Below are 24,224 nucleotides of genomic sequence, written 5' to 3'. Positions count from 1 at the left end.
ATCTCCTTACACGAGCGCCGTCGTGAATAACAGTACGACCAGCGCCAGCACGAAATACACGCAATACACGCGGAAATCGCCGCTTTGCAGCCATTGCAGTTTGGCCGCCAGTTTCGGAATCACATGAGCTATCGGCATGGTCAGCTTCTCTTCCCAGACCGGTTCCAGTTTGCCGGAGGCGCGGATGACGGCATCAATGCCTTTTTGTCCGAGCGGAGCGGGATCAAGCGTGCGACGCAGCGTATAAAGCGGTTTGAACATAATACGCAGCGGCCGGGTGAAACTGCCCGCAGAGGCCGCCATATCCGCTTCATAAGCATAACCGCAGGCCCAAGGATTGCCTTTCGGCCGATCGGCAAGACGACCTTTGCCGGTCAGCGCGTAATAGGCAAACGGCAGCAGGAAAAACGCAATCAGCATGATTGTCAGCATCGGCGTGGAAAGTGCGGTATAAGGCTGAGGAGAAGAAACCACAATCGAATTTTCCGCCAGCGGAAACGCCGGCAGCGCGGAAAGTGCGGTGGCAATGCGGGCAATAATCGGTGTCACGACCGATGCGCCCAGGCCTAACAACAGACAGCACAGCGCCAGCAGCGCCATACTCACCACCATCGGTTTCGGCACTTCACGCGCCTGCGCCGCCTTTTCGCTGCGCGGCATACCGCCGAAGCTGATGCCGTACACCTTCACAAAACACAATGCCGCCAGCGCGCCGGTCAGCGCCAGCATCACGATTGCGATCGGGCCGGCTAATTTAAGTACAATGTTTTGTTCCAGACTTAAACTGAACAAAGACTGATAAGTAAACCATTCGCTGACGAAACCGTTAAACGGCGGCAAAGCGGAAATCGCCATGGTGCCGATAAGAAAACAAAATGCGGTATAAGGCATTAATTTCCCCAGACCGCCCATTAAATCCATATCTTTAGTGTGTAAGCGGTACATCACCGAACCGGCGCCGAGAAACAGCAAACCTTTAAATACCGCATGATTGAGCAAATGGTATAAACCGCCGAGCAAACCGACCACCGCCAGCACCGGCTGTTTTAGCGCAATGCCGATCATACCGACGCCGACGCCCATCATAATAATGCCGACGTTTTCCACCGTATGATAAGCAAGCAGTTTTTTAATATCGTGTTCGGCAAGGGCATACAACACACCGAGTACAGAGGACACCGCACCGAATCCCAATACGATGACGCCGAACCACAGATTGTCGGCGCCCAGTAAATCAATGCCGACTTTGATAATGCCGAAAATACCGATTTTCACCATCACCCCCGACATCAGCGCAGAAGCGTGAGACGGCGCCGCCGGGTGTGCTTTCGGCAGCCAGCCGTGCAGCGGGATCATACCGGCTTTGGCACCGAACCCTAAAAACGCCAGCATAAACACCGTAAAGGCCAGCGGTTGGGAAAGCTTAGTCTGACGGAACGCCTCAAATTCAAAGCTGCCGGACTCGGTATAAAAAATGAAAAAGGCGATCATAATCAACACCGAACCGGCATGAGCGATAAAGAAATACAGCAATCCCGCATTCACCGCATCGTCATCCTGTTCGGTCAGCACCAGAAAATAGGAGGCCAGCGACATCATTTCAAAAAACACCAGAAAATAAAACGCGTTGTCACACACCACCAGGGCAATCATCGAGGCGATAAACAGATTCATAAAAAAGCCCATGTAGCCTGCGCCTTTGCCTTTATATTCTTGCACATAAGAAAACGAATACAGCGCACTTACCACCACCAGCAAAGAAATCACGCACACCATAAAGGCGGCCAGACCGTCTATGCGGATAGAAAAACGGGCAAATTCAAAAGGGGTTTGAAATACGTCAATAACTGCATTGCTGCTCATTAGAACGGGGGCGCAGGCGATAATGCCCAATGCTCCACCAATGATACCGGTCACGCCGGATATATTGATTGCAAGTTGTTCGTTGCGGCTGCTAAGCAGAGAAACGAACGCACCAACGATATAAATCAACAAAGCAGTGATGAGTAAACTTATCGGATAACTCATAATTCACTCCATTGCTTAAAACGGATAATTTATTTCGCAATAGCGGGGGATGCCGTCATGGCTTGTTCCCGTTTGGCTCTATTGGCTTGCGTGATACTTTCATCACTGATTAAAAATAAGGTTTTGGTCGGACAGGTTTGTACGCAGGCCGGCCCTTCTGCGCGGAAATAACAAAGATCGCATTTCACCGCGACGGCTCTGACGCCCGGCTGCCATGCCAGCATATTATGCACGTCGGTATTATCCGGCGCGGTGCGAATATCACGGGCAACGGCATCCTGAAAAGAAAAATGTTCATAATAAACCGGCATATCCAGCGGCGAACTGCCGTGTTGGGTGATGGCGCCGAAAGGACAGGCGATAGCGCACAGTTTACAGCCGATACAAAGACTTTCATTGAGCTGAATGGTTTGATCTTTATGCGTAATCGCATGTACCGGGCAAACGGTGGCGCAGGGCGCATCATCACAATGGCGACACAAAATCGGCACGGTAATATCCTCATTGCGCATCACCTCCAAGCGCGGATGCGCCTGCAAACCGAAAGCCTTATGCACTTCGCTGCAAGCCGCCATACAGGTATTGCATCCGATACATCCTTGCGGATCACCGATTACAAAACGGTTCATATTCTCCCCCTTGTATGTAAAATATACATTTTTATAATAACCACTCAGGTTGTAAGGATACTCCCGCAAAAAATTAAAGCTCAAGCAAGAATTAGGCAAATTTTGATTTGGATCACAAAGATTTTCACCGTCGTGACGGAATCGTTACATAAACGTAAAATGAAATAATTTCATGCTAAAACAATTAGTTAAAATTTAATAAAATGTTATTTGCGGCATGCTTTCAATTTCGCCGCGCAAATTTATATGCTAAAATCGGCGCCCGACAGCGCGCGTTAGCACATTCATCGGCGCGTCGCAAACTATCCATCTCATCAACATTCCAACTAAGGACAAATTATGTGTTTAGGCATTCCGGGGCAGATCGTACAAGTGGCGGACAGCGCATTGCAGCTTGCCGTGGTCGATGTGTGCGGAGTCAAAAGAGAGGTCAATATTTCATTAATTTGTCAGGACGATCCGAAATGCCTGCTCGGCAAATGGGTGCTGGTGCATGTCGGTTTTGCCATGACGATTATTGATGAACAAGAAGCAAAACAAACTCAGCAGGCGCTGATTGCCATGAGCCAGCTGGAACACGAAGTGGGCGATTTTCTCGGTCTGAATCAAAAATGACAGGACGGCATAATGCAAGGGGTTGAATTACGCATAAAAGGCAAAGTACAAGGCGTGGGATTCCGCCCTTTCGTGTGGCAGCTGGCGAATCAACACGGGTTGAACGGCGATGTGAATAACGACGGACAAGGCGTGTTGATCCGTTTTGCCGCCCCGCCCGGCGAGGCGCTCGAACGGTTTTTAGCCGACCTGCAAACCCGCCTGCCGCCGCTGGCGCAGATTAGCGAGATTATCCGGCGCGATACCAACTGGCCGACCCCGCCCACCGCCGGCTTTCACATTCGGGAAAGCGAAAACACGCAAATGGACACGCAAATTATTCCCGACGCCGCAACCTGCCCGCATTGTCTGGCGGAGTTATTCGATCCCGATAACCGGCGCTATCACTACCCGTTTACCAACTGCACCCATTGCGGCCCGCGTTTCACCATTATCAAGGCCATTCCCTACGATCGGAAAAACACCGCGATGGCGGCTTTTCCGCTTTGTCCGCAATGCGAAAAAGAATACCGCGACCCCGCCGATCGCCGTTTTCATGCCCAGCCCAATGCCTGCCCGGCGTGCGGCCCGCATATCTGGCTACAGGATCGGCAACAGATTCTCGCCACTCACGAAACGGCGCTGCAACACACCGCACTTTTATTACGACAGGGCAATATCATCGCCGTTAAAGGGCTGGGCGGTTTTCATCTGGCCTGTGATGCCGGCAACCGAGCGGCGGTCGAGTTATTACGCCGGCGAAAACGGCGGCCGACCAAACCGCTGGCGGTTATGGTACCCGAGCTGCATTTTCTGCAAGATTTAACCGCGCCGGAACGCGATTTGCTGACCGGCAGCGCCGCGCCGATTGTGCTGCTGGCCAAACACAAAGTGCCACATCTGGCCGATAACATCGCACCATATTTACAGGAAATCGGCGTGATGCTGCCGAGTAATCCGTTGCAGCATTTGCTGCTGCGCGCGGTCGACCGCCCGCTGGTGATGACCTCCGCCAATCCGAGCGGGCAGCCGCCGGTGCTGGAGAATAAAAGTGCGGTGGAAAATCTGGCCGATTTGGCGGATTTTTATCTTTGCCACAACCGTGATATTTTACAGCGCGCCGACGACAGCCTGCTTCGCGTCGCTTTCGACGGGCCGGAAACCCTGCGTCGCGCGCGCGGTTATGTGCCGGACGAAATGCCGCTTGCCACTCGTAGTACAAAAAACGTGCTGGCACTGGGCGCCGATCTGAAAAACACTTTCTGCCTGCTGCGCGGCGATAAAGCCGTACTCAGCCAGCATATTGGCGATACCGCAAACGAAAAAGTGCGGTCACAATTACGCGAGAATCTGGCTTTATTTCAACATATTTATCAGTTTACGCCGCAGGTTATCGCGGTCGATGCGCACCCGGGCTATTTTTCCTCCGCCGTCGGCAGACAGCTTGCCGCACAGCAACAGGCGACGCCGGTCGAAGTGCTGCATCATCATGCCCATATTGTCAGCGTCATGGCGGAACACCATTGTAATGAGCCGGTCATCGGTCTGGCGCTGGACGGTATCGGCATGGGCGAAAACGGACGGCTGTGGGGCGGCGAATGCCTGCTGGCGGATTATCGCCACAGCCAATATTTAGGCGGCTTGCCCGCCGTTGCGCTGCCCGGTGGCGATCTGGCGGCAACACAGCCTTGGCGCAACTGGCTGGCGCACCTGCATCAATTTGTACCGCAGTGGCGGGAAATCCTCGCCGCAACCTGCACCGAACCCCATTGGCACGCATTAAGCAATGCCATTGAACGCGGGTTAAATTGCCCGCCGGCCTCCTCCGCCGGCCGCTTGTTTGACGCGGTGGCCTACGGGCTGGGCATCGCACCGCCGCGCGTTTCCTGGGAGGGCGAAGCCGCCTGCCGTCTGGAAGCGCTGGCAAATCGTTCGGCCTTCGCCACAAAGGCGCAAAGTGCGGTGACTATTCCGGTCAATATGCCGCTTATCGGCAATCAATTGGATCTCGCCGCATTCTGGCAAAGCTGGTTGGATTACCGCGCCGCCCCCGCCGATAAAGCCTTCGCCTTCCACTATGCGCTGGCACAAGGTTTCGCCCGACTGGCGGCCGACGGCGCACGCCGCTACCAATGCCGCACCATCGTACTGTCCGGCGGGGTTATGCACAATCAATTGCTGCGCCGCTTATTAAAAGAAAACCTGCGCCCATTTCATCTGCTCAGCGCCCAGCAGTTCCCTATGGGCGACGGCGGGTTAAGTTTAGGTCAGGCGGTAATTGCGGCGCATAGGCAAACGGATAAACCGGTTTAATTGAAGACAAGACGCCATTGTCAATTAAACCGGTGTTTCGCCTAACAGATTCGCGGTAAGGGTTCGTTGGATGGTAAATCCAGCAGGCGACTTTGACCGAAAATGCCGGTGGCGCGGACTTTGCCGTCGGTGGTGACTTCGCCGATGACGGCGGCGTTTTCGCCTAACGGGTGGCGGCGAAGTGCGGTCAGAATTTGCGCGGTTTCTTGTTTATCCGCAACAATCACCAGTTTGCCCTCATTGGCGAAATTCAGCGCGTCCAATCCGAGCAATTCGCAGATCCCGCGTACTTCCCGCCGAATCGGCAGGGCATTTTCGTCAATTTGCATCCCCAGCCGCTGCGACTGGGCGAATTCGTGCAGCACGGCGTTTACTCCGCCGCGGGTGGCATCCCGCACGGCTTTCACGCCGTCGAGAGGACGCAGACAGGCGATCAGCGGCGCCAGCACCGCGCAATCGCTGCATAAATCCGTTTGAATGCCGAGCTTTTCACGCAGGTTTAAAATGGTCGCGCCGTGGTCGCCCAATGTGCCGCTGACGATGAGTTGATCGCCGGCCTGAATGCGGTGTACGCCCCAATCCAGTCCGTCGGGAATCACGCCGATGCCGGCGGTGTTGATAAAAATTTTGTCCACCGCGCCTTTCGGCACTACTTTGGTGTCGCCGGTCACCACCTCAATGCCGGCTGCGCGACAGGTTTGCGCCATGGATTGAATCAACCGCTTTAATTCGGCCAGCGGCAGCCCTTCTTCCAGCATAAACCCGCAGGATAAATATTTCGGCACGGCGCCGCACACCGCCACGTCGTTGGCCGTACCGCACACCGCCAGTTTGCCGATATCCCCGCCGGGAAAAAAAATCGGGTCAATCACAAAGCTGTCGGTGGAAAATGCCAGCGTTCCGCCGCAGGCCGCCATGTTCTGCAAAGGTATGCGCGCCTGATCTTCGCCTTGGGCAAGCAGCGGATTATCAAACGCGGCGACAAAATAATCGCGGATCAGCTGTTGCATTGCAGCGCCGCCGTTGCCGTGCGCCATAGTAATAAAATCAGTCATAGATTATTCTCGTCGGTATTGATAATAGGCGGCGCATGCGCCTTCGGAAGACACCATTAACGCACCGTAAGCATTATCGGGATGGCATTTTTGCGCAAATAACGGGCAATCGGCGGGCTTACATTTGCCGATCAGCACTTCGCCGCAGCGGGAGTCGGGATCATCGGCCACTTGTTGCGGCTGAGTGGCGAAGCGGATTTCGGCGTCAAAGTTACGATACGGCGCCGTCAGTTCCACGCCGGATTCGGCGATTTCCCCCAAACCGCGCCATTCGCTGCTGGCTTTAAGGCGAAAAACCTCGCGCATCGCCTGTTGCGCCAACACATTGCCCTGCGGCTGCACAATGCGTTTATATTGATTTTCCACCGTACAGCGTCGTTCGACAAACTGCGTCACCAGCATGACGATCGCCTGCAGGATATCCAACGGTTCAAAGCCTGTGATCACAAAGGGTTTATGATATGCGTCGCACAGCGCCCGATAAGGTTCGGAGCCGATCACCATACTGACATGACCCGGCGCGATAAAACCGTCGATTTTCACCTGTTCCTGCGCCAGCAGGCTGTGTAAAGTAGGGATAATGGTGATATTCTGGCATACCACAAAAAAATTGTCCGCCTGCTGTTTTTTCGCCTGCTGCAACGTTACCGCCGCACTCGGCATGGTGGTTTCAAAGCCGAGCGAAAAAAACACCACCTGTTTGTGCGGATGATGAAAGGCGATATTCAGCGCATCCAGCGGCGAATAGACGATACGCACATCCGCGCCCTGCGCTTTGGCTTCCAGTAAAGATCCCTGCCGCCCGCGCACCCGCATGGCATCGCCGAAGGTACAGAAAATAACATCCGGACGGCGGGCGATCTCGATACACACATCGATCCGCCCCATCGGCAACACACACACCGGACAGCCCGGCCCGTGGATAAATTCGATACTTGGCGGCAATAGCCGATCCAGCCCGAATTTAAAGATGGTATGCGTATGCCCGCCGCAGACTTCCATCAAATATAGCGGATTGTCCGGCGTAAAGTGCGGTAATTTTTCCATCAGTTTTCGCAGCCGCTGCAGCAGGCTTTTCGCCAGTACAGGATCGCGGAATTCATCAACAAACTGCATCGCACGATCCTATTTTTGCAGCCAATCCAGCCATTGCGATAATCCTTCGCCGCTCTGGGCGGACAGCGCAATGACCTGAATCGCCGGGTTGACCCGTTTGGCATACGCAATACATTTTTGCACGTCGAAATTCAAGTACGGCAGCAAATCGGTTTTATTTAAAATCATCAACTTGGCGGCGGCAAACATATGCGGATATTTCAACGGTTTATCTTCGCCTTCCGTCACCGACAGGATCACCACTTTAGCGTGTTCGCCCAAATCGAATTCCGACGGGCACACCAGATTGCCGACATTTTCAATAAACAGCAGGCTGTTTGCCTGCGGCCGCAATTTCGCCAGCGCATTGCCGATCATCTGCGCATCCAGATGGCAGCCTTTGCCGGTATTGACCTGAATCGCCGGCACGCCGGTGGCGCGAATGCGATCGGCATCGTTTTCCGTTTGCTGATCGCCTTCGATCACATAGCAAGGACGTTGATGTTTTAATGCGTTTAAGGTGGCCGTCAGCAAGGTCGTTTTGCCCGAGCCCGGGCTGGAAACCAGATTAAGCGCCAGAATATGCTGTTGTGCGAAAAAACGGCGGTTTATCTCCGCCAGCCGGTTATTTTCGCCCAGAATATCCTGCTCCACTTTCAGCAGGCGCCGGCGGCTTTCCTCTTGTTGAGGCTCGTCGGACGGACGGAAGGAAGAATGAGAAAAGTCGGGTAATTTCACCGCACTTTGCGCGGCGGAATCATCATGAGCATGCGGTAATTCGCCGATTCTGACCTGTTCGGGATGGCCGCAGCCACAGGTTGTACACATAAGTCACCTCGATAATTTTTATTTGTGCTGTCAATGCTTAGCGTCTATGATAATTCATGCACGCTAGAATAGCATATTCTCACTGTTAAATATATTTTTTCACCGGGGTTAGCGCATATGATGAATCATTTAGCTTTAGAACGTATTATCAACCAAAAACTCAGCAGCGACGCCATTTCCGACTACGCGCCCAACGGTTTGCAGGTGGAAGGCAAAACGGAGGTTAAAACAATCATCACCGGCGTCACCGCCTGTCAGGCGTTGCTGGATTATGCCGTCAGCCGCCACGCCGATGCCGTGCTGGTTCATCACGGCTATTTCTGGAAAAACGAAAATCCCTGTCTGCGCGGAATGAAAGGACGGCGGCTCAAAACATTGCTGACCCACGACATCAATCTTTACGCTTATCATCTGCCACTGGACGTTCACCCTGAGCTCGGCAATAACGCCCGTCTGGCACAGCTGCTCGGCATTGAAAATCTGCAACCGCTGGAACCGGGTTCGTTGAGTATTCCGGTGTACGGCACATTATCCACACCGTTAAGCGGCGATGCCTTGGCTCACCGCATTGAACAGGTATTGCGGCGCAAACCCTTATTTTGCGGCGAAAACGCACCGCACTTAATCCGCCGCATCGGGCTTTGCAGCGGCGGCGGTCAGGGTTATATCGATCTGGCGGCGGCACAGGGGCTGGATGCCTTTATCAGCGGCGAGGCATCGGAACAAACCGTGCATTCCGCCCGAGAACAGGGCATCGCTTTTTTTGCCGCCGGACACCACGCCACCGAGCGTTACGGGGTCAAAGCCTTGGGCGAATGGCTGGCGCAGGAATACGGTTTCGAGGTGGAATTTAAGGACATCGACAACCCGGTATAAGTGCCGCGGCGCGATCCGGTGCGGCTTGACATCATGTGCAAAGCCGAGTATAAAATTTAACAGGTCTTGCATTAATAACAACACAGGAGAACCATTATGAGTGAATCATTCGAGCAAAAACGAGCAGAATTATTAGAGGAATTGGACGAGATTCTGAATAATGCTGAAGAACTCTTTAATGAAAAAACCGAAGCCGGCGCCGATGAGCTGAAAAAGCTGAAAAAACGCTTAAGCGCCCAGGTGAAAGATGCACGCGGTCAATTCGGTTCCCTGCAGGAAGAAACCGTAAAAAGAACCAAACGGGCTATCCAGCAAACCGATGAACTGGTACAGGAAAATCCGTATAAAGCCATCGGGGTCGCCGGGGTTATCGGCTTATTACTCGGCGTGCTGATCAGCAAAAAATAATCATCCGGACAGGGCTGCCCCGCGCGGCCCTTTCTTTCCGGCGTTCTTCCGACGATTAAACACGAATAAAGAGTTACAATGCAAATTATCGGCAAAATGAAACGGGCGTTTATTACCGCCGTGGAACTGGCGCAAATCCGTCTGCATATGATGAGTATCGAGCTCATCCAGCTCAAAAATTCGCTGCTCGCCATATTAAGCGCACTGCTGCTGACGTTTATTTTTTTACTCACCGGGTTAATCAGTCTGCTGTTCGGATTGGAACATTATCTGGCGCCGGAAAGCAAAGCCGCAGTGTTTTTCAGCATTACCGCCGTCGCTTGCCTGGCGGTACTGATTCTGCTTTTTATAATACTGAGATTATTCAATCGGCAACGTCGTTTTATGTCATCGACCTTAACCGAAATACAGCGCGATGTCAGCGCCTTAAAACAGGCGGCCGGCGTTTCGCGCAAGGATTAGGAGAATGTTATGCCATTAAGCCTGAACGAAGAAAAAGAACTGCTGCGACTGAAAGGCGAAATCTTACGGCTGAAATTCGGCACGCAGACCAAATCCGCCCGACAGGAGATCAGCCAGCCGATACATCATCTCAGCCTCATCGGTTCGACGCTGGCACAGCCAATCATTCGTTCGTTGCTGCTTAATCTGTTAAGCCACCGTTTATTTACCGTCCGCAACCTGTTGCTTTCGGGGCTAGGCGTCGCATTGATCGGGTTGCTCGGCAAAGAACCTCCGCAAGATCGCTAATCCGCGCCGCACCCGGCTGGTCCGACATAATTTCCCCATAATTGCCCTGTATCACAGAAACGGGTATAATTGCCGCAATTTTTATCACATCAAGGAAAACACAATGGGTTTCTTAACTGGCAAACGTATTTTAATCACCGGTTTGGCAAGCAACCGTTCCATCGCTTACGGCATTGCGGCGGCAATGAAACGCGCCGGCGCCGAACTGGCATTCACTTATTTAAACGATAAATTAAAAGCCCGCGTCGAAGAATTCGCACGGGAATTCGAATCCGATATCGTCCTGCCTTTAGATGTCGCCACCGACGAAAGCATTGAAAACTGTTTCAAACAATTAAGCGCACGCTGGGAAAAATTCGACGGCTTCGTGCATGCGATCGCATTCGCACCGGGCGACCAGCTTGACGGTGATTATGTCAACGCCGCCACCCGCGAAGGCTACCGCATTGCCCACGACATCAGCGCTTACAGCTTCGTCGCTATGGCGCAGGCGGCTCGCCCGCTGTTAAATCCGAATGCCGCGTTGCTGACTTTGACTTATCTCGGCGCGGAACGGGCGATTCCGAATTACAATGTGATGTGTCTGGCCAAAGCCTCGCTGGAAGCCGCAACCCGTGTGATGGCGGCGGATCTGGGTAAAGACGGCATCCGGGTCAACGCCATTTCGGCTGGGCCTATCCGCACGCTGGCGGCATCCGGCATTAAAAACTTTAAGAAAATGCTGGCGACCTTTGAAAATACCGCCCCGCTGCGTCGTACCGTCACCATCGACGATGTGGGCAATTCCGCCGCATTTTTATGTTCCGATTTAGCCTCCGGCATCACCGGTGAAGTTCTGCATGTGGATGCCGGATTCAGTATCACCGCCATGAGCGAACTGGGTGCGGAATAATTTTTTCGTTTCTTACCGGGCAGACCAATGTGTCTGCCCTTTTTTGTCAATAACCCGATAAAAACAGATATTATGTTGCAAAATAATCCCCTGCTGTCTCAATTAAAACAACAACTGCGCGATAGCAAACCGCACGTCGAAGGCGTCGTCAAAGGCTCGGACAAAGCCTACGGTTTTCTTGAATGTGATAAAAAAAGCTACTTTATTCCGCCGCCGGCAATGAAAAAAGTGATGCACGGCGATAAAATCAAAGCCGTCATCGACACCGTCGGTGATAAGGAACAGGCGGAACCGGATGAACTGATCGAACCGATGCTGACCCGTTTTATCGCCAAAGTGCGGTTCAATAAAGACAAGAAATTACAGGTTTTAGCGGATCATCCGCAAATCAATCAACCCATCGGCGCCAATAAACTCAAAACCTTGCAGACGGAATTACAGGAAGGCGACTGGGTGGTCGCCGTGTTAAAAACCCATCCGCTGCGTGACGATCGTTTTTTCTATGCGCAAATCACTGAATTTATCTGCCGCGGCGATGATGAATTCGCGCCTTGGTGGGTTACGCTGGCGCGCCACCAGCAATCCCGTTATCCGGTGCGGGGCGCGGACAGTTATAGCCTGCAGGATGAGCAAACGCGCGAAGATTTGACCGCACTTCATTTCGTTACAATCGACAGCGAAAGCACGCAGGATATGGACGATGCGCTGTATATCGAAGCGGTCGAACAAAACGGCGTTCAAACCGGTTGGAAACTGGTGGTGGCGATCGCCGATCCGACCGCCTATATCGGTATGGATTCGCAAATCGAAAAAGACGCCCGCCAGCGTTGTTTCACCAACTACCTGCCGGGATTTAATATTCCGATGCTGCCGCGCGAACTCTCTGACGAGCGCTGTTCATTAATGGAAAACCAGACCCGCCCGGCGCTGGTCTGTTATATCGAAACGGATTTACAGGGCGAAATTTGCGCGAAACCGCATTTCGTTTGCGCTTATGTTCAATCCAAAGCCAAGCTGGCTTATCACACGGTTTCCGCCTATCTGGAACAGCAGCCCGACGGCTGGCGCCCGAGCGACGCGCTTACCGAGCGGCAGATTCAGCAGCTGCATCAATTTACCCTGACGCGGATTCAGTGGCGCCAAACCTATTCTTTATTATTTAAGGAAAAACCGGATTATACTTTTGTCCTGGCGGAAAACGGCAAAGTACAAGCGATCAAAGCGGAACATCGCCGTGTCGCCAACCAGATTGTCGAAGAAGCCATGATCCTCGCCAATATCTGTGCCGCGCAATATCTGGATGAAAAACTGCAATGCGGTATTTTCAATACCCACGCCGGTTTTGATAAAAAATATCTGGACGCCGCGCACAATTTCCTGCTGGCGAATCTGGCCAACGATGAAAACCGCGTACAACTGACACAGCGTTATGCCGTGGAAAATCTGGCCACCTTGTCGGGTTATTGCCGGATGCGCCATGATATCGAACCGATTGAGGGCGACTATCTGGAACTGCGCCTGCGCCGTTTTCTGACCTTTGCCGAATTTAAAGCGCAATCCGCACCGCACTTTGGGCTGGGCTTACCGGCATATGCCACTTGGACTTCGCCGATCCGCAAATATTCCGATATGGTCAACCACCGTCTGATTAAAGCCACCCTGAGCGGACAGCCTTATGAAAAACCGTCGGAAACTGTGTTGCAGCGCCTACAGGAAGCCCGCCGGCAAAACCGTTTGGTGGAACGGGATGTCGCCGACTGGCTGTATTGCCGCTATCTGGCGGATAAAGCGGCGCAGCAGCCGGAATTCGAAGCGCAAGTGCTGGATGTAATGCGCGGCGGATTACGGGTGCAATTGCTGGAAAACGGCGCGTCGATGTTTATTCCTGCCTCGGCGCTGCATAATAACAAAGAGGAAATTCAGCTGAATGCCGATGAAATCGCCTTATATATTAAGGGCGAAAGACGCTATAAAATCGGCGATATTATTGCTGTCCGCCTGACCGAAGTCAAAGAAGACACCCGCAGTATTATCGGCACGATCGCCGCATAACAAAACGGGGCGCTTAAGCGCCCCGTTCGTTTTTTATCTTGCCACGCTCAGCCCGCATAACGGCCGACGCCCAATTCGTCTTCCTTACGGGTACGGTTAATCACCGCCTGCGGCGATTGCAGCACGCGCAGCCCCATTTGATCTTCGGTGCGGACAATCTCTCCGCGCAGAGAATTGGTAAACACATCAGTGATCTTAATATCCACGAATTTACCAATCATATCCGGCGTACCGGCAAAATTCACAATACGGTTATTTTCCGTCCGGCCGGTCAATTCCATCAAATCTTTCTTCGACGGCCCTTCCACCAGCACGCGCTGTTCCGTGCCCAGCATGGCGCGGCTGTATTGTGCCGCCTGATGATTAATGCGCTGTTGCAGCAGGTATAAACGCTGTTTCTTTTCCTCTTCCGTCACATCATCGGGGAAATCCGCCGCCGGCGTTCCCGGGCGGGCGGAATAAATAAAGCTGAAGCTCATATCAAAATTGACCTGCGCGATCAGATTCATGGTGTCTTCGAAATCCTGATCCGTTTCGCCCGGAAAACCGACGATAAAATCCGAACTTATCTGAATTTCCGGCCGCACTTTGCGCAATTTGCGGATAATGGATTTGTATTCAAGCGCCGTATGACCACGTTTCATCATATTCAGCACCCGATCGGAACCGCTTTGCACCGGCAAATGCAGGAAGCTGACCAATTCCGGCGTATCGGCGTAAACCGCAATAATATCATCGGTAAATTCAATCGGATGGCTGGTGGTAAAACGTAAACGGTCAATACCATCGATCGCCGCCACCAAACGCAAAAGCTCGGCAAAGGTGCAGATTTCGCCGTCATGCGTCGGCCCGCGATAGGCATTCACATTCTGCCCCAGCAGGTTCACCTCGCGCACGCCCTGCTCCGCAAGCTGGGCGATTTCAAACAACACATCGTCCAGCGGACGGCTGACTTCTTCCCCGCGCGTATAAGGCACCACGCAGTAAGTACAGTATTTATTACAGCCTTCCATAATGGAAACGAACGCCGTCGGCCCTTCCGCTTTCGGTTCCGGCAGGCGGTCGAATTTTTCGATTTCCGGAAAACTGACATCCACCACCGCACTTTTTCCGCCGCGGATTTGGTTAATCATCTCCGGCAGCCGGTGCAGGGTTTGCGGCCCGAAAATAATATCCACATAAGGCGCACGGTGGCGGATATGTTCGCCCTCCTGCGACGCCACACAACCGCCGACCCCGATCACCAGCGCCGGATTTTTTTGCTTTAATTCTTTCCAGCGTCCCAGCTGATGAAACACTTTTTCCTGCGCTTTTTCCCGAATCGAACAGGTATTGAGTAACAACACATCCGCTTCTTCCGGCACATCGGTTAATTCCAGTCCGTGCGTGCTGTTGAGTAAATCCGCCATTTTCGAACTGTCGTATTCATTCATCTGACAGCCCCAGGTTTTAATATGTAATTTGTGCATCATAGTCTATGTCAAAATGTCTTATCCGATAAAAAATTGATTGGCTATTTTACAGTCTTGCGGCAATGGTGGCTAGTTAAAATCGGATTTTCTTTTCTCTTTCGCCCATTAAGGATAAAATCACCCGAACGGAACGTGCGATGCGCCGGTACAACGAAAAACAGCCCGAAAAATCACCGCACTTATTTTTCACCACCGTGAGCGGCGCATAACAACAGCGGAGCAAATTATGACAATCACCAAAGACATTATTATTATCGGCGGCGGGATGATCGGCGCGGCCTGCGCGGCAGGCTTGGGCAAACTCGGGCTGCAGATTCAGATTATCGAACGTGCGCCGCTGCCCGAGTTTGAGCCGGATTCGCCTTATGATATCCGCATTTCCGCCATCAGCGCCGCTTCGGTTAATTTGCTCAAACGGCTCAACGCCTGGCAACATATTGAGAGAATGCGGGTTTGCCCTTATCGCGGGCTGGAAACCTGGGAAATCGACGGCTTTGCCACCCGCTTTCACTGCACAGAGCTGAACCTGCCGCAGCTCGGTTATATGGTGGAAAATCATCTGGTGCAGCGCGGTTTATGGCAGGCCGTGCGCCAGTTTGCCAATGTGCAAAGCTCGATTGGCACGGCGATTGTCGAAGCCAAAAAGTGCGGTGCGAACTGGCAGATTCTGTTAGCCGACGGGCAATGCTATGCCGCGCCGCTGATTATCGCCGCCGACGGTGCCAATTCGCAAATCCGCCGGGCTGCCGGTATCGGTCTGACCGGCTGGCAATATCGTCAGGATTGTATGCTGATTTTAGTGGAGACCGAATCGCCGCAGCAGGACATCACCTGGCAGCAGTTTTATCCTAGCGGCCCGCGGGCGTTTTTGCCTTTATGCGGTCATCAGGCCTGCTTGGTGTGGTATGACAGCGCACAGAAAATCCGCGCCCTGCGCCAGCTGTCGGCAGAAAAACTGGCACAGCAAATCCAGCTGGCATTTCCACCGCGTTTGGGTCATATCCGGGTGCAGCGCGCCGCGGATTTTTCCCTGACCCGCCGTCACGCACAGGATTATTTCAAACAGGGCGTGGTGCTGGCGGGCGATGCGGCGCACACCATCAACCCGCTGGCGGGGCAAGGGGTCAATCTTGGTTTTAAAGATGTGAAAGCGCTGCTGGCGGTGATCGAAAGTGCGGTGGAAAAAAATCACAATTTCGCCACCGATGACGTACTGGCACGCTACCAGCGGCAACGCAAAGCAGATAATCTGCTGATGCAGTCCGGCATGGATTTATTTTATAAAGCCTTTAAAGAAGAGTTGCTGCCGTTAAAGATCGCCCGCAATCTCGCCTTAGTCTTGGCCGACAAAGCCGCACCGCTGAAAAAACAGGCGTTGAAATATGCGCTGGGATTGTAATTTGTCAGACAGCATATTGGCGCGCAACCGACTGCGCGATTGGCTGCGTTTATTCCGTTTTATTTTTGCCTTTTATCACCTTCATCATTTCCATAAAGTGCGGGCGTAATTGGCGAAATAACGGATTATCGCGATTTTCCAACATAACCTCACCCAGCAATTTCAAACCGACGACAAAGCGTTGCGCCATTTCCGGCGTAAATCCTTCACGTTGTTCGGTCATTGCGATGATATTGAAGAGATTATCATGATTCGGCGCCTCAAACGTGATGTCCTGATTTACCGGCTGTCCTTCATGGTCGGATAAATATTGTACGTTAATGCGATACTGATGTTGTTTCATATGTTTTGCCTCCGATTAACCCTTTCCGCCGATGATAAAAACCGGCAAAGTGCGGTCATAAAACGCTACGTTTTTTAAATAGGCGTTAATTTTACCGCACTTTTAATAGCCGTCGCCCAACATATTCGGTAGAAAAACCGCGTGTTGGATCCGTTTTACGCGCGATACGATACGTCCGTCATCATACAGTTCGATTTCCCGCCAGCCGGGTTGTAGCGTATCAAGGGCAAAATTGTTGCTGTCCGGTTTAAACTGCACGCAGGTGGAGGGCGTCGCCATCACTCGATAGCCGTACCATTCGCCGTCCACTTCCTGATGAATATGCCCGCACAAAATGCCGCGCACGTTGCGAAACGGCGATAAAGTGTAAGCCAAATCCAGCGAATTGCGCAGATTGTGCTGATCCAGCCAGGCGGAATGGGTGGATAAAATATGATGATGCAGCACGATCAGAGAATAACGTTCCGGGTGATCTTTCAGTTTCGATAACAGCCAATCGATCTGATATTGTCCCAGCTGACCGTGCGGCACGCCGAACACCTGACTGTCCAGCATCAGAATTTGCCAGTGCTCGCCCAGCAGCACATGTTTGATCGGGCTGATATTGCCTTGCTTCTGATTTAAAATATCGAACATTTTCGGCTGAAAATCATGATTGCCCGGGATCCAGAACACCATTTTTTGCAGCGGCTTGACGCTTTCGCAAAAGCGCAGATAGCCTTCGCCGCTGCTGTCCTGCACCAAATCGCCGGTGGCCAGCACCAGTTCGTAATTAAAATCGCTTTGCCGAATTTCCGTTAATACTTGGTTAAAACTCGCCTGCGTGTTTATTCCGAGTAATTCGCCGTTTTCTTCTTTAAACAAATGGGGATCAGTAATCTGGATTAACCGTATAACCTTCTCCGAGGTCTGATGTGTATAAGTGTTTACCAAGTGATCCATCCTCCCTTAATATCCTTATTTTCTCCAAACTGTGCTATAACTTACGGATTTCAAAAAAAATTGCATCAGTAAAATACAAAAAATGTTAACACTGTCATGTTTTGCCGCCGACTTTGTGCCAAAAATAAAAGCTATATCACATTTTTTAACGCCATTTTTGCTGTAACATTTGGTAATTCAACTGCAACCACAACAAACCGGTCACGGCGATGCCGTTGTCGATTTTTCCCTCGCACACCCATTGATAAGCCGTCTGCCGGCTCACCGCATGCACGCGGATATCTTCATGTTCCTCCGCCAGCCCGTGCAAGCCCGTCGCCTTGGTGCTGTCCACTTTGCCGGCAAACAGATGAATCCGTTCACGCACGCCGCCCGGGCTGTCCCACATGCTCAGCGCGTGAGTTAATTTATCCACCTTTAAGCCCGCCTCTTCCTCGCTTTCACGCAGGGCGACCTGCTCCGGCCGTTCGCCCGCTTCCACCATGCCGGCGATCAATTCCAACAACCAGGGCGATTGGGTTAAGCGCGGATCATAAGCGCCGATGCGCACTTGTTCGACCAGAATCACCTTATCCGCCTGCGGATCATAGGCGATCACCGCAGAAGCCGCCCCTTTCACTAACAGCTCGCGGGTCACTACCCCGCTCATTCCGCCGGCGAATAATTTATGCTTAAACTGAATTTTTTGTAAACGGAAAAAGCCGCTGTACAGGGTTTCTTCCTTCAGAATTTCAATATCCTGCTGGGTAAACTGTTGCTCGTCTTTCATCTTGCATCCTTAGAAGCGATCGCTCTCGCCCTTGTATGAGCGGATAGCATCACGCGATCAGCGAAAATACCATGTCTGCGATCATGTTTGACTTTTTTCACAAAAAAAGGTTCACCTGCGTAAACCTTTTATTCTCATATTACATCCGGCTTATTTATTCTCCGCCCTTGATATTGCCGATTGTATTAAATAAAAAAACGGGCAAAAATCTGCGGCATATGGGCGCTTAACACCGCATTGCCGGCAATAAATTCATTTTGCCAGGCCGCCAGCAGCACCTGCGGCCCGAATTGTGCCCGCGCCTGTTCGGCCACCGGCAGATAACTGATGTGCCAAGGCTCGCGCCCGATGGCCAAATGCGCCGGCAAATGCATAAACGGCAGCGCAAAATCAAAGCGCGGCAAGTTTTCGGCCAGCCACTGACTTAAGGCGAAAAAATACCCGTTTTGTTCATATTCCCAAGGTTCCAGCTGTAGTTTTTGCTGCGCCGGCAATAAATCGGGATCAAAAATATCGATTTCCGTGCCCCAGTGATGACGGCTGCCGCCCGGCAACGCCGACCAGCGCAAAATCGCCTCACACTTTTCCCATTCTGAAAGTGCGCTCAGATTCAGCGCGTTGCCCTGATCATCATGCACTTTGCGCCGACCGCAGAATTTCTCGTTCCAGATTTGCTGCTGGCGCTGAAAATCACGGAAGCTGCTGGCCGGCTGTAAATTAAAGCCGTTTTGCACCGCACTTTTCTGCAACGCCTGAAAGGCGCGCAATGCCTGCGGCTGTAGAAAATGATTGGCGGAAAACGGACAAGGCAAATGCTGCAAATGCGCACGGGATTTGCCGCTCAGCATATCGGGCGTAAAAAAAACGCGTGTCATGGTTCCTCGGTGAATATGTGGTTTCGATTAAGCGGATAACGGTCTCTGCGCACGATTTAGCCTTCGGCGCCGCTCAACAGCTTGTTCAGCATGGCGCGATAAACCTGCCCCAGCAGTGCCAGATCATGACAGCTGACGCATTCATTAACTTTATGAATGCTGGCGTTCAGCGGGCCGAGTTCTACCACTTCTGCTCCCATCAAGGCGATAAAACGCCCGTCGGAAGTGCCGCCACCGGTTTCCAGCCGCGGTTCGATATGCGCGATTTCGCGCAGACTGTCGGTCACCGCGCTGACCAGCTTGCCCGCTTCGGTTAAAAACGGTTTGCCGGACAACTGCCAGTCGATGCGATAAGTTAAACCGTATTGTTGCAGCATGGCCGCCACAGTACGTTTAATGATCTCATCAGTAACTTCGGTGCTGTAACGCAGGTTAAACTGCACGAAAAGCTCACCCGGAATAACGTTATTGCTGCCCGTTCCCGCCTGAATATTGGCAATTTGCAGGCTGGTCGGCGGAAAAAACCGATTGCCCTGATCCCATTGATAAGCGGTCAGTGCGGTTAAAAACGGCAGCGCATTATGCACCGGATTGTCCGCCAGATGCGGATAAGCCACATGCCCTTGAACGCCCTGAATAATCAGATTCGCGGTGATTGAGCCGCGCCGTCCGTTTTTTACCACATCGCCCAGACGCTGCGCGCTGGACGGCTCGCCGACTAAGCAATAATCAATCCGTTCGCCGCGCGCCATTAAGGTGTCCACCACGCGCACCGTGCCGTCTTTGGCGGCCGCTTCTTCATCGGAGGTAATCAACAAGCCGATGGTACCGCGATGTTGCGGGTGGGCGTTGACATATTCCTCCGTCGCCACAATCATCGCCGCCAGCGAACCTTTCATATCCGCGGCGCCGCGCCCATACAGCATATCATCGACGATCTGCGCGGAAAACGGCGGATAACGCCATTGGCCTTCATCCCCCGCCGGCACCACATCCGTATGCCCGGCAAAGGCAACCACCGGCACGCCCTCACCGTGTTTCGCCCATAAATTCAGGGTATCGTTAAACGGCAGCCATTCAATCGTGAAACCTAACGCCTGCAAGCGCTCGGCAATAATTTGCTGGCAGCCCTGATCGTCGGGGCTGACGGAAGGTCGGCGGATCAGCTGCTGCGCTAATTCAATAATCCTGTTCTTCATATTATTTCCCGTTATGTGCGCCGGCGATTATTTCAGCGCCGCCGCATAATCTTGTTCATTAAAGCCGATAAGCGCAATCTCATCCTGCATAATAATCGGCCGTTTAATCAGCGTCGGCTGCGCCAGCAGCAGCTCAAGTGCGGTCTGTTTTGACAACGTTTTTTTCGCCTCTTGATCCAGATTGCGCCAAGTGGTGCTGCGCTTATTCAGCAGATTTTGCCAGCCGAAACGGCGTTCCGCTGCTACCAGCCAGTCACGCGTCAGACCGTCGGTGCGATAATCATGCAGCCGATGTGCAAGATGATTCGCCGCCAGCCATTGCAACGCTTTTTTTACCGTATCGCAATTTTTAATGCCGTAAACCGTAATCATTTAACCTTCCTGTTGTAAAAATTCGTTATCCGGCAACACGCGCAAAGGCTGCATGTCGCTGGCGCCGACAATAACACGACTCGGATCGGAACGCAAACAGCTGCCGCCGTAATGCCCGCCGACGGTAAAAGTGCAAACCTGCACATACAGCTCTTCCACTTTAGGCAAACACCAAAGCTGCTGATAAATCGCCTCCTGCTGATGAAAACGGCCGCTGGTTTCGTCCAGCACGGTTTTGCCGTCGCCGATTAAAGTCACATTATTACCGCAGCGACCGGCAATCGGTTTTTTCGCATAGCCGTTTTGCGCCAGTGCCGGCGTCAGCTCAAAACCGGATTCCAGCAAATAGCGGTGATTCGGAAACAGCGACCATAACACCGGCAAAATCGCTTTATTGCTCGGAATGGCGGTCCACAGCGGCTCATACACCAGCACTTCCGGGCGCAGTAAAACATCGATCAGCCGCACGTTATCTTCCGCATAGCCGGTGCGGATCGGCGGCGCCACCTCCTGCCCGCCGGTTTCTTCGCGCAGCTGTTCCAGCACGGTCTCCCACGCCCAGGTTTTCCACACGCTGAGTATCTGGTTATCTTCATCATCCAGCAGGCGACCGCGTTTATCCCAATGCAACCCTTCGGTGCCGTGTACAATTTTGGCGCGATATCCCGCCTGTGTCAGTGCCGACTGCATAAACAGCGCATGATAATCTTCTTCATTATCGTTATCCTGCAAAATATGCACCAAAGCGGCATGTTCGCGATGTTTCCAGCAATCGGCCAGTGCATCGCGCAAACGGGCGCCGGGATCGCTGCCCTGCCGCAAACCGCCGACCTGCGCCCAGCGTCCGAGAATGGCACCGGCTTCCGCATGGCAGGAGGCCGAATCCGCATTATATTCATACACTTTCAGCCCGCGTTCGCTCAAACAGAAATCAAGCCGCCCGGAAACGGTTTGATAACGGCGATTCTGCCAGGATAAACGCAGGCGCGGCCATAACAGTTTCGGAATATTGAAATACCGCAATAAACCGTCGTCTTTCAACACTTTATCGGTGGCATGCAGATACATCAGATGCAGTTCATTGGTGGCGCGGATCAGTTCATGCTGCGCACTTTCGGAAATCGTGAAATAGCGGTATGGATCGGAAAAATTGATCCGATGTCCTTTCATCGCAGCGATATAACGGCTTTCCAGCGGATCCGTTGCATTCAGCCATTCGGCGTCGAATTGACCGTGATTGTCCAGTCTGCGGGCTAAAATCCGCAAGGTTTCCGGCGCCGGCATCGGCTGCGGCAGGCTGTATGCGGTATCTTCCGTTTGGATCATCCAACCCAGAATTTCCGTATCGGTAAAAGTATCCTGTAAACGATAACCCGCTTCGCTGACCGTCATCGGCAGCTCGCGCGTCCATTGCTGACCGCTCGGTAAACGGTAATGAATCACATTCTGTTCCGCGATCCGGATTCTGTCCGCCAGCACTTCGGTGATGATCGCCACATGACCGGTTTCTTTAAACTCGCCGCCCTCCTGCCAAACCAGCAACGCGCCCGCTTCCGGCGCTTTTTTGCTGCCGTTGGCAAAGGCCTGCAACGGCACCAGCGCATCGTTGATGACCTGACGCAAAAAACGCAGGGAAAAAATTTCATAAGCCATGCCCACATCGCTGAACACCATACCGTAATTTAAATACAGATAACGGCGGGCGAATTCCACGCATTGCCATTTATAGCCCATATATTCGCGCCCCAAATAGCTGCGAAACGCCGCATCGTCGGGAAACTCCTTGGGATCCGCCGTATCGTAATCGGACGAATAAATCGCAATCCCGCCCGGCGCATAACCGAGCAGACTGCCGAAAGGGTCATCGGTGGGAATATTGGGTGAAATTTCTGATGAGGACAGTTCAGACATGGCAAGCTCCGAGTAAAGGCAAATAACGGCGTAGTATAGATCCAATCAGTGCCAAAAACAAAAGTGCGGTCGTTTTTTTGCCGGTTTTTAAAACCTGCGTTAAACGGACCGCACTTTTTTCGTTGTCGTTTATTTATGTAGTAAATATGCCTTCAACGCGGCGAAATCGTTTTCCATTGTATCGGATAATAACGGCAGTCTGTTATGTTTATCCAGCGCCGCCGGCAGTTGAAGCTGAATCGACAGAATCCGTTCTACGCTTTCCTTAAATTTTGCCGGATGTGCGGTGCACAGGAACAGTCCGCTTTCACCCGGTTGCAGATCCTGTTGCAGTACGCGATAGGCCACCGCACCGTGCGGTTCGCACAAATAGCCTGCGGCGTACATGGCGCGTAAGGTGTCTTCCGTCTGCCCATCGCTCACCGCGGCGGAATGCAGGTCGGACAGCGGCCAGCCGTTACGTCGGAACAATTCTTCCACCCGCGGCCAGTTATTCGGGCGGCTGACATCCATGGCATTGGATAAGGTCGCTTGTGTCGCGTGCGGCGCCCAGTTGCCGTCGGCTAAATAGCGCGGTACGGTATCATTGGCGTTGGTGGCGGCGATAAAACGTTTAATCGGCAAGCCTAAGGTTTTGGCGATCAAGCCGGCGGTTAAGTTGCCGAAATTGCCGCTCGGCACGGATACCACCAGATTGTCTCGAGCCTGCTGCGGCAATTGTGCGACCGCTTCAAAATAATAACACACCTGCGCCAGTAAGCGGCTGATATTAATTGAGTTGGCCGAGTTCAGCCCGATTGCCTGACGTAATGCGTCATCATCAAAAGCCTGTTTGACCAGCGCCTGACAGGCGTCGAAATCCGCTTTCACCGCCACGGTGCGGATATTGCCGCCCAGCGTACAGAACAGTTTTTCCTGTAGCGGGCTGATTTTGCCCTGCGGATATAAAATCACGACGTCAATATTTTGCAGACCGTAAAAGGCATGCGCCACCGCCGCACCGGTATCGCCGGAAGTGGCGGTTAAAATGGTGATTTTGCCGTCGCCGCGCACCGCCGCCAGTGCCTGCGCCATAAAACGGCCGCCGAAATCTTTAAATGCCAGCGTCGGGCCATGAAACAGTTCCAGCGCATAAATTCCTTCCTCCACCTTTACCACCGGGGCAGGAAATGTGAACGCATTTTGCACCATTTGATTCAGCTGTTCGCGCGGAATTTCCTCACCGATTAACGCGCTTAAAATCGTCTGGCTGCGTTCCACCAGCGGCAGCGCCAGTAATTGTTCGATATTATCCAATTGCGGGATCTGAGCCGGGAAAAAAAGTCCCTGATCTTTCCCTAAGCCCTGACGAACCGCCTGAGCGAAATTAACCCGTTGTGTCGGGTGCTTGATATTGTATAAGTTCATAGTTTGTCCTGTTCG

General features: G+C 52.6%; 23 protein-coding genes. 9 read left to right on the top strand and 14 right to left on the bottom strand.

Going from position 1 to position 24,224, the window contains the following annotated elements; all coding sequences use genetic code 11:
• Positions 1 to 6: 6 nt before the first annotated feature.
• Both hyfB and ACESOH_RS06800 read right to left on the bottom strand, forming a co-directional pair.
• On the bottom strand, positions 7 to 2,028 hold the full coding sequence (gene hyfB / locus ACESOH_RS06805; RefSeq protein ID WP_373100472.1) for a hydrogenase 4 subunit B: 2,022 nt from the start codon (positions 2,026 to 2,028) through the stop codon (positions 7 to 9).
• Between the two features lie 29 nt (positions 2,029 to 2,057).
• Positions 2,058 to 2,657: a 4Fe-4S dicluster domain-containing protein gene (locus tag ACESOH_RS06800; protein WP_373100471.1), complete on the bottom strand. Its 600-nt coding sequence runs from the start codon at positions 2,655 to 2,657 to the stop codon at positions 2,058 to 2,060.
• 339 nt (positions 2,658 to 2,996) lie between these two features.
• On the opposite strand from ACESOH_RS06800, the gene hybG reads away from it, so the two are divergent.
• Positions 2,997 to 3,272 carry a hydrogenase maturation factor HybG gene (hybG, locus tag ACESOH_RS06795; RefSeq protein WP_373100470.1) on the top strand — a complete coding sequence of 92 codons (276 nt, stop codon included), beginning with the start codon at positions 2,997 to 2,999 and terminating at the stop codon, positions 3,270 to 3,272.
• 12 nt (positions 3,273 to 3,284) lie between these two features.
• Positions 3,285 to 5,564, top strand: a complete 2,280-nt coding sequence (gene hypF, locus ACESOH_RS06790) for a carbamoyltransferase HypF (RefSeq protein WP_373100469.1) — start codon at positions 3,285 to 3,287, stop codon at positions 5,562 to 5,564.
• Between the two features lie 41 nt (positions 5,565 to 5,605).
• Here hypF and hypE read toward each other — a convergent pair whose 3' ends face one another.
• Genes hypE through hypB form a run of 3 tightly spaced genes read right to left on the bottom strand, consistent with a single transcriptional unit; the run spans position 5,606 to position 8,542 of the window.
• The gene (hypE, locus tag ACESOH_RS06785) at positions 5,606 to 6,619 is read right to left on the bottom strand and encodes a hydrogenase expression/formation protein HypE (RefSeq protein WP_373100468.1); all 1,014 of its coding nucleotides are present in this window, start codon (positions 6,617 to 6,619) and stop codon (positions 5,606 to 5,608) included.
• 3 nt (positions 6,620 to 6,622) lie between these two features.
• Positions 6,623 to 7,735 carry a hydrogenase formation protein HypD gene (hypD, locus tag ACESOH_RS06780; RefSeq protein ID WP_373100467.1) on the bottom strand — a complete coding sequence of 371 codons (1,113 nt, stop codon included), beginning with the start codon at positions 7,733 to 7,735 and terminating at the stop codon, positions 6,623 to 6,625.
• A gap of 9 nt (positions 7,736 to 7,744) precedes the next feature.
• Positions 7,745 to 8,542, bottom strand: a complete 798-nt coding sequence (gene hypB / locus ACESOH_RS06775; protein ID WP_373100466.1) for a hydrogenase nickel incorporation protein HypB — start codon at positions 8,540 to 8,542, stop codon at positions 7,745 to 7,747.
• A gap of 120 nt (positions 8,543 to 8,662) precedes the next feature.
• On the opposite strand from hypB, the gene ACESOH_RS06770 reads away from it, so the two are divergent.
• The 6 genes from ACESOH_RS06770 to rnb all read left to right on the top strand — a co-directional run bounded on the left by ACESOH_RS06770 (position 8,663) and on the right by rnb (position 13,520).
• Positions 8,663 to 9,418: a Nif3-like dinuclear metal center hexameric protein gene (locus tag ACESOH_RS06770; protein ID WP_373100675.1), complete on the top strand. Its 756-nt coding sequence runs from the start codon at positions 8,663 to 8,665 to the stop codon at positions 9,416 to 9,418.
• Positions 9,419 to 9,514: 96 nt separating this feature from the next.
• On the top strand, positions 9,515 to 9,826 hold the full coding sequence (locus ACESOH_RS06765) for an ElaB/YgaM/YqjD family protein (RefSeq protein ID WP_373100465.1): 312 nt from the start codon (positions 9,515 to 9,517) through the stop codon (positions 9,824 to 9,826).
• 78 nt (positions 9,827 to 9,904) lie between these two features.
• Positions 9,905 to 10,288, top strand: a complete 384-nt coding sequence (locus ACESOH_RS06760; RefSeq protein WP_032092217.1) for a phage holin family protein — start codon at positions 9,905 to 9,907, stop codon at positions 10,286 to 10,288.
• Between the two features lie 9 nt (positions 10,289 to 10,297).
• On the top strand, positions 10,298 to 10,576 hold the full coding sequence (locus ACESOH_RS06755) for a hypothetical protein (RefSeq protein WP_373100464.1): 279 nt from the start codon (positions 10,298 to 10,300) through the stop codon (positions 10,574 to 10,576).
• 103 nt (positions 10,577 to 10,679) lie between these two features.
• Positions 10,680 to 11,468 carry an enoyl-ACP reductase FabI gene (locus ACESOH_RS06750; protein ID WP_373100463.1) on the top strand — a complete coding sequence of 263 codons (789 nt, stop codon included), beginning with the start codon at positions 10,680 to 10,682 and terminating at the stop codon, positions 11,466 to 11,468.
• A 72-nt stretch (positions 11,469 to 11,540) separates the two neighbouring features.
• Complete coding sequence (gene rnb / locus ACESOH_RS06745; protein WP_373100462.1) at positions 11,541 to 13,520, top strand: exoribonuclease II; 1,980 nt, start codon at positions 11,541 to 11,543, stop codon at positions 13,518 to 13,520.
• A 47-nt stretch (positions 13,521 to 13,567) separates the two neighbouring features.
• Here the strand turns inward: rnb and miaB are convergent, their stop codons facing one another.
• Positions 13,568 to 14,992 carry a tRNA (N6-isopentenyl adenosine(37)-C2)-methylthiotransferase MiaB gene (gene miaB / locus ACESOH_RS06740; RefSeq protein WP_373100461.1) on the bottom strand — a complete coding sequence of 475 codons (1,425 nt, stop codon included), beginning with the start codon at positions 14,990 to 14,992 and terminating at the stop codon, positions 13,568 to 13,570.
• Between the two features lie 223 nt (positions 14,993 to 15,215).
• Here miaB and ACESOH_RS06735 point away from each other — a divergent pair, with 223 nt between their 5' ends.
• A complete protein-coding gene (locus ACESOH_RS06735; protein ID WP_373100674.1) occupies positions 15,216 to 16,391 on the top strand; it encodes an FAD-dependent monooxygenase in 1,176 nt (391 codons plus the stop codon).
• A 49-nt stretch (positions 16,392 to 16,440) separates the two neighbouring features.
• On the opposite strand, the gene ACESOH_RS06730 is transcribed toward ACESOH_RS06735, so the two are convergent.
• The 8 genes from ACESOH_RS06730 to thrC form a co-directional block, all read right to left on the bottom strand.
• Positions 16,441 to 16,734 (bottom strand): DUF3861 domain-containing protein, encoded by a 294-nt coding sequence (locus tag ACESOH_RS06730; protein WP_032092222.1) that lies wholly within the window; start codon positions 16,732 to 16,734, stop codon positions 16,441 to 16,443.
• A 102-nt stretch (positions 16,735 to 16,836) separates the two neighbouring features.
• The gene (cpdA, locus tag ACESOH_RS06725; RefSeq protein WP_373100673.1) at positions 16,837 to 17,667 is read right to left on the bottom strand and encodes a 3',5'-cyclic-AMP phosphodiesterase; all 831 of its coding nucleotides are present in this window, start codon (positions 17,665 to 17,667) and stop codon (positions 16,837 to 16,839) included.
• Positions 17,668 to 17,821: 154 nt separating this feature from the next.
• The gene (gene nudF, locus ACESOH_RS06720) at positions 17,822 to 18,445 is read right to left on the bottom strand and encodes an ADP-ribose diphosphatase (RefSeq protein ID WP_373100460.1); all 624 of its coding nucleotides are present in this window, start codon (positions 18,443 to 18,445) and stop codon (positions 17,822 to 17,824) included.
• Between the two features lie 185 nt (positions 18,446 to 18,630).
• Entirely contained in the window at positions 18,631 to 19,320 is a 690-nt protein-coding gene (locus ACESOH_RS06715; RefSeq protein ID WP_373100459.1) for a M15 family metallopeptidase, read from the bottom strand.
• A 56-nt stretch (positions 19,321 to 19,376) separates the two neighbouring features.
• Positions 19,377 to 20,519, bottom strand: coding sequence for a succinyl-diaminopimelate desuccinylase (gene dapE, locus ACESOH_RS06710; RefSeq protein WP_373100458.1), 1,143 nt, complete (start codon positions 20,517 to 20,519; stop codon positions 19,377 to 19,379).
• A gap of 27 nt (positions 20,520 to 20,546) precedes the next feature.
• Positions 20,547 to 20,891, bottom strand: a complete 345-nt coding sequence (locus tag ACESOH_RS06705) for an ArsC family reductase (RefSeq protein ID WP_373100457.1) — start codon at positions 20,889 to 20,891, stop codon at positions 20,547 to 20,549.
• Positions 20,892 to 22,802 (bottom strand): bifunctional glutathionylspermidine amidase/synthase, encoded by a 1,911-nt coding sequence (gss, locus tag ACESOH_RS06700; protein WP_373100456.1) that lies wholly within the window; start codon positions 22,800 to 22,802, stop codon positions 20,892 to 20,894.
• A gap of 129 nt (positions 22,803 to 22,931) precedes the next feature.
• Complete coding sequence (thrC, locus tag ACESOH_RS06695; protein WP_373100455.1) at positions 22,932 to 24,209, bottom strand: threonine synthase; 1,278 nt, start codon at positions 24,207 to 24,209, stop codon at positions 22,932 to 22,934.
• Positions 24,210 to 24,224 lie beyond the last annotated feature (15 nt).

The sequence above is a fragment of the Necropsobacter rosorum genome (assembly GCF_964241405.1).
Lineage (GTDB): Bacteria > Pseudomonadota > Gammaproteobacteria > Enterobacterales > Pasteurellaceae > Necropsobacter > Necropsobacter rosorum.
This window is presented reverse-complemented; position numbering and strand designations above follow the sequence as displayed.

What these genes read in the sequence shown, in the direction of transcription:
- hyfB (WP_373100472.1), bottom strand. Translation starts at nt 2,028, where the DNA reads ATGAGTTATCCGATAAGTTTACTCATCACTGCTTTGTTGATTTATATC.
- ACESOH_RS06800 (WP_373100471.1), bottom strand. Translation starts at nt 2,657, where the DNA reads ATGAACCGTTTTGTAATCGGTGATCCGCAAGGATGTATCGGATGCAAT.
- hybG (WP_373100470.1), top strand. Translation starts at nt 2,997, where the DNA reads ATGTGTTTAGGCATTCCGGGGCAGATCGTACAAGTGGCGGACAGCGCA.
- hypF (WP_373100469.1), top strand. Translation starts at nt 3,285, where the DNA reads ATGCAAGGGGTTGAATTACGCATAAAAGGCAAAGTACAAGGCGTGGGA.
- hypE (WP_373100468.1), bottom strand. Translation starts at nt 6,619, where the DNA reads ATGACTGATTTTATTACTATGGCGCACGGCAACGGCGGCGCTGCAATG.
- hypD (WP_373100467.1), bottom strand. Translation starts at nt 7,735, where the DNA reads ATGCAGTTTGTTGATGAATTCCGCGATCCTGTACTGGCGAAAAGCCTG.
- hypB (WP_373100466.1), bottom strand. Translation starts at nt 8,542, where the DNA reads ATGTGTACAACCTGTGGCTGCGGCCATCCCGAACAGGTCAGAATCGGC.
- ACESOH_RS06770 (WP_373100675.1), top strand. Translation starts at nt 8,663, where the DNA reads ATGAATCATTTAGCTTTAGAACGTATTATCAACCAAAAACTCAGCAGC.
- ACESOH_RS06765 (WP_373100465.1), top strand. Translation starts at nt 9,515, where the DNA reads ATGAGTGAATCATTCGAGCAAAAACGAGCAGAATTATTAGAGGAATTG.
- ACESOH_RS06760 (WP_032092217.1), top strand. Translation starts at nt 9,905, where the DNA reads ATGCAAATTATCGGCAAAATGAAACGGGCGTTTATTACCGCCGTGGAA.
- ACESOH_RS06755 (WP_373100464.1), top strand. Translation starts at nt 10,298, where the DNA reads ATGCCATTAAGCCTGAACGAAGAAAAAGAACTGCTGCGACTGAAAGGC.
- ACESOH_RS06750 (WP_373100463.1), top strand. Translation starts at nt 10,680, where the DNA reads ATGGGTTTCTTAACTGGCAAACGTATTTTAATCACCGGTTTGGCAAGC.
- rnb (WP_373100462.1), top strand. Translation starts at nt 11,541, where the DNA reads ATGTTGCAAAATAATCCCCTGCTGTCTCAATTAAAACAACAACTGCGC.
- miaB (WP_373100461.1), bottom strand. Translation starts at nt 14,992, where the DNA reads ATGATGCACAAATTACATATTAAAACCTGGGGCTGTCAGATGAATGAA.
- ACESOH_RS06730 (WP_032092222.1), bottom strand. Translation starts at nt 16,734, where the DNA reads ATGAAACAACATCAGTATCGCATTAACGTACAATATTTATCCGACCAT.
- nudF (WP_373100460.1), bottom strand. Translation starts at nt 18,445, where the DNA reads ATGAAAGACGAGCAACAGTTTACCCAGCAGGATATTGAAATTCTGAAG.
- ACESOH_RS06715 (WP_373100459.1), bottom strand. Translation starts at nt 19,320, where the DNA reads ATGACACGCGTTTTTTTTACGCCCGATATGCTGAGCGGCAAATCCCGT.
- dapE (WP_373100458.1), bottom strand. Translation starts at nt 20,519, where the DNA reads ATGAAGAACAGGATTATTGAATTAGCGCAGCAGCTGATCCGCCGACCT.
- ACESOH_RS06705 (WP_373100457.1), bottom strand. Translation starts at nt 20,891, where the DNA reads ATGATTACGGTTTACGGCATTAAAAATTGCGATACGGTAAAAAAAGCG.
- gss (WP_373100456.1), bottom strand. Translation starts at nt 22,802, where the DNA reads ATGTCTGAACTGTCCTCATCAGAAATTTCACCCAATATTCCCACCGAT.
- thrC (WP_373100455.1), bottom strand. Translation starts at nt 24,209, where the DNA reads ATGAACTTATACAATATCAAGCACCCGACACAACGGGTTAATTTCGCT.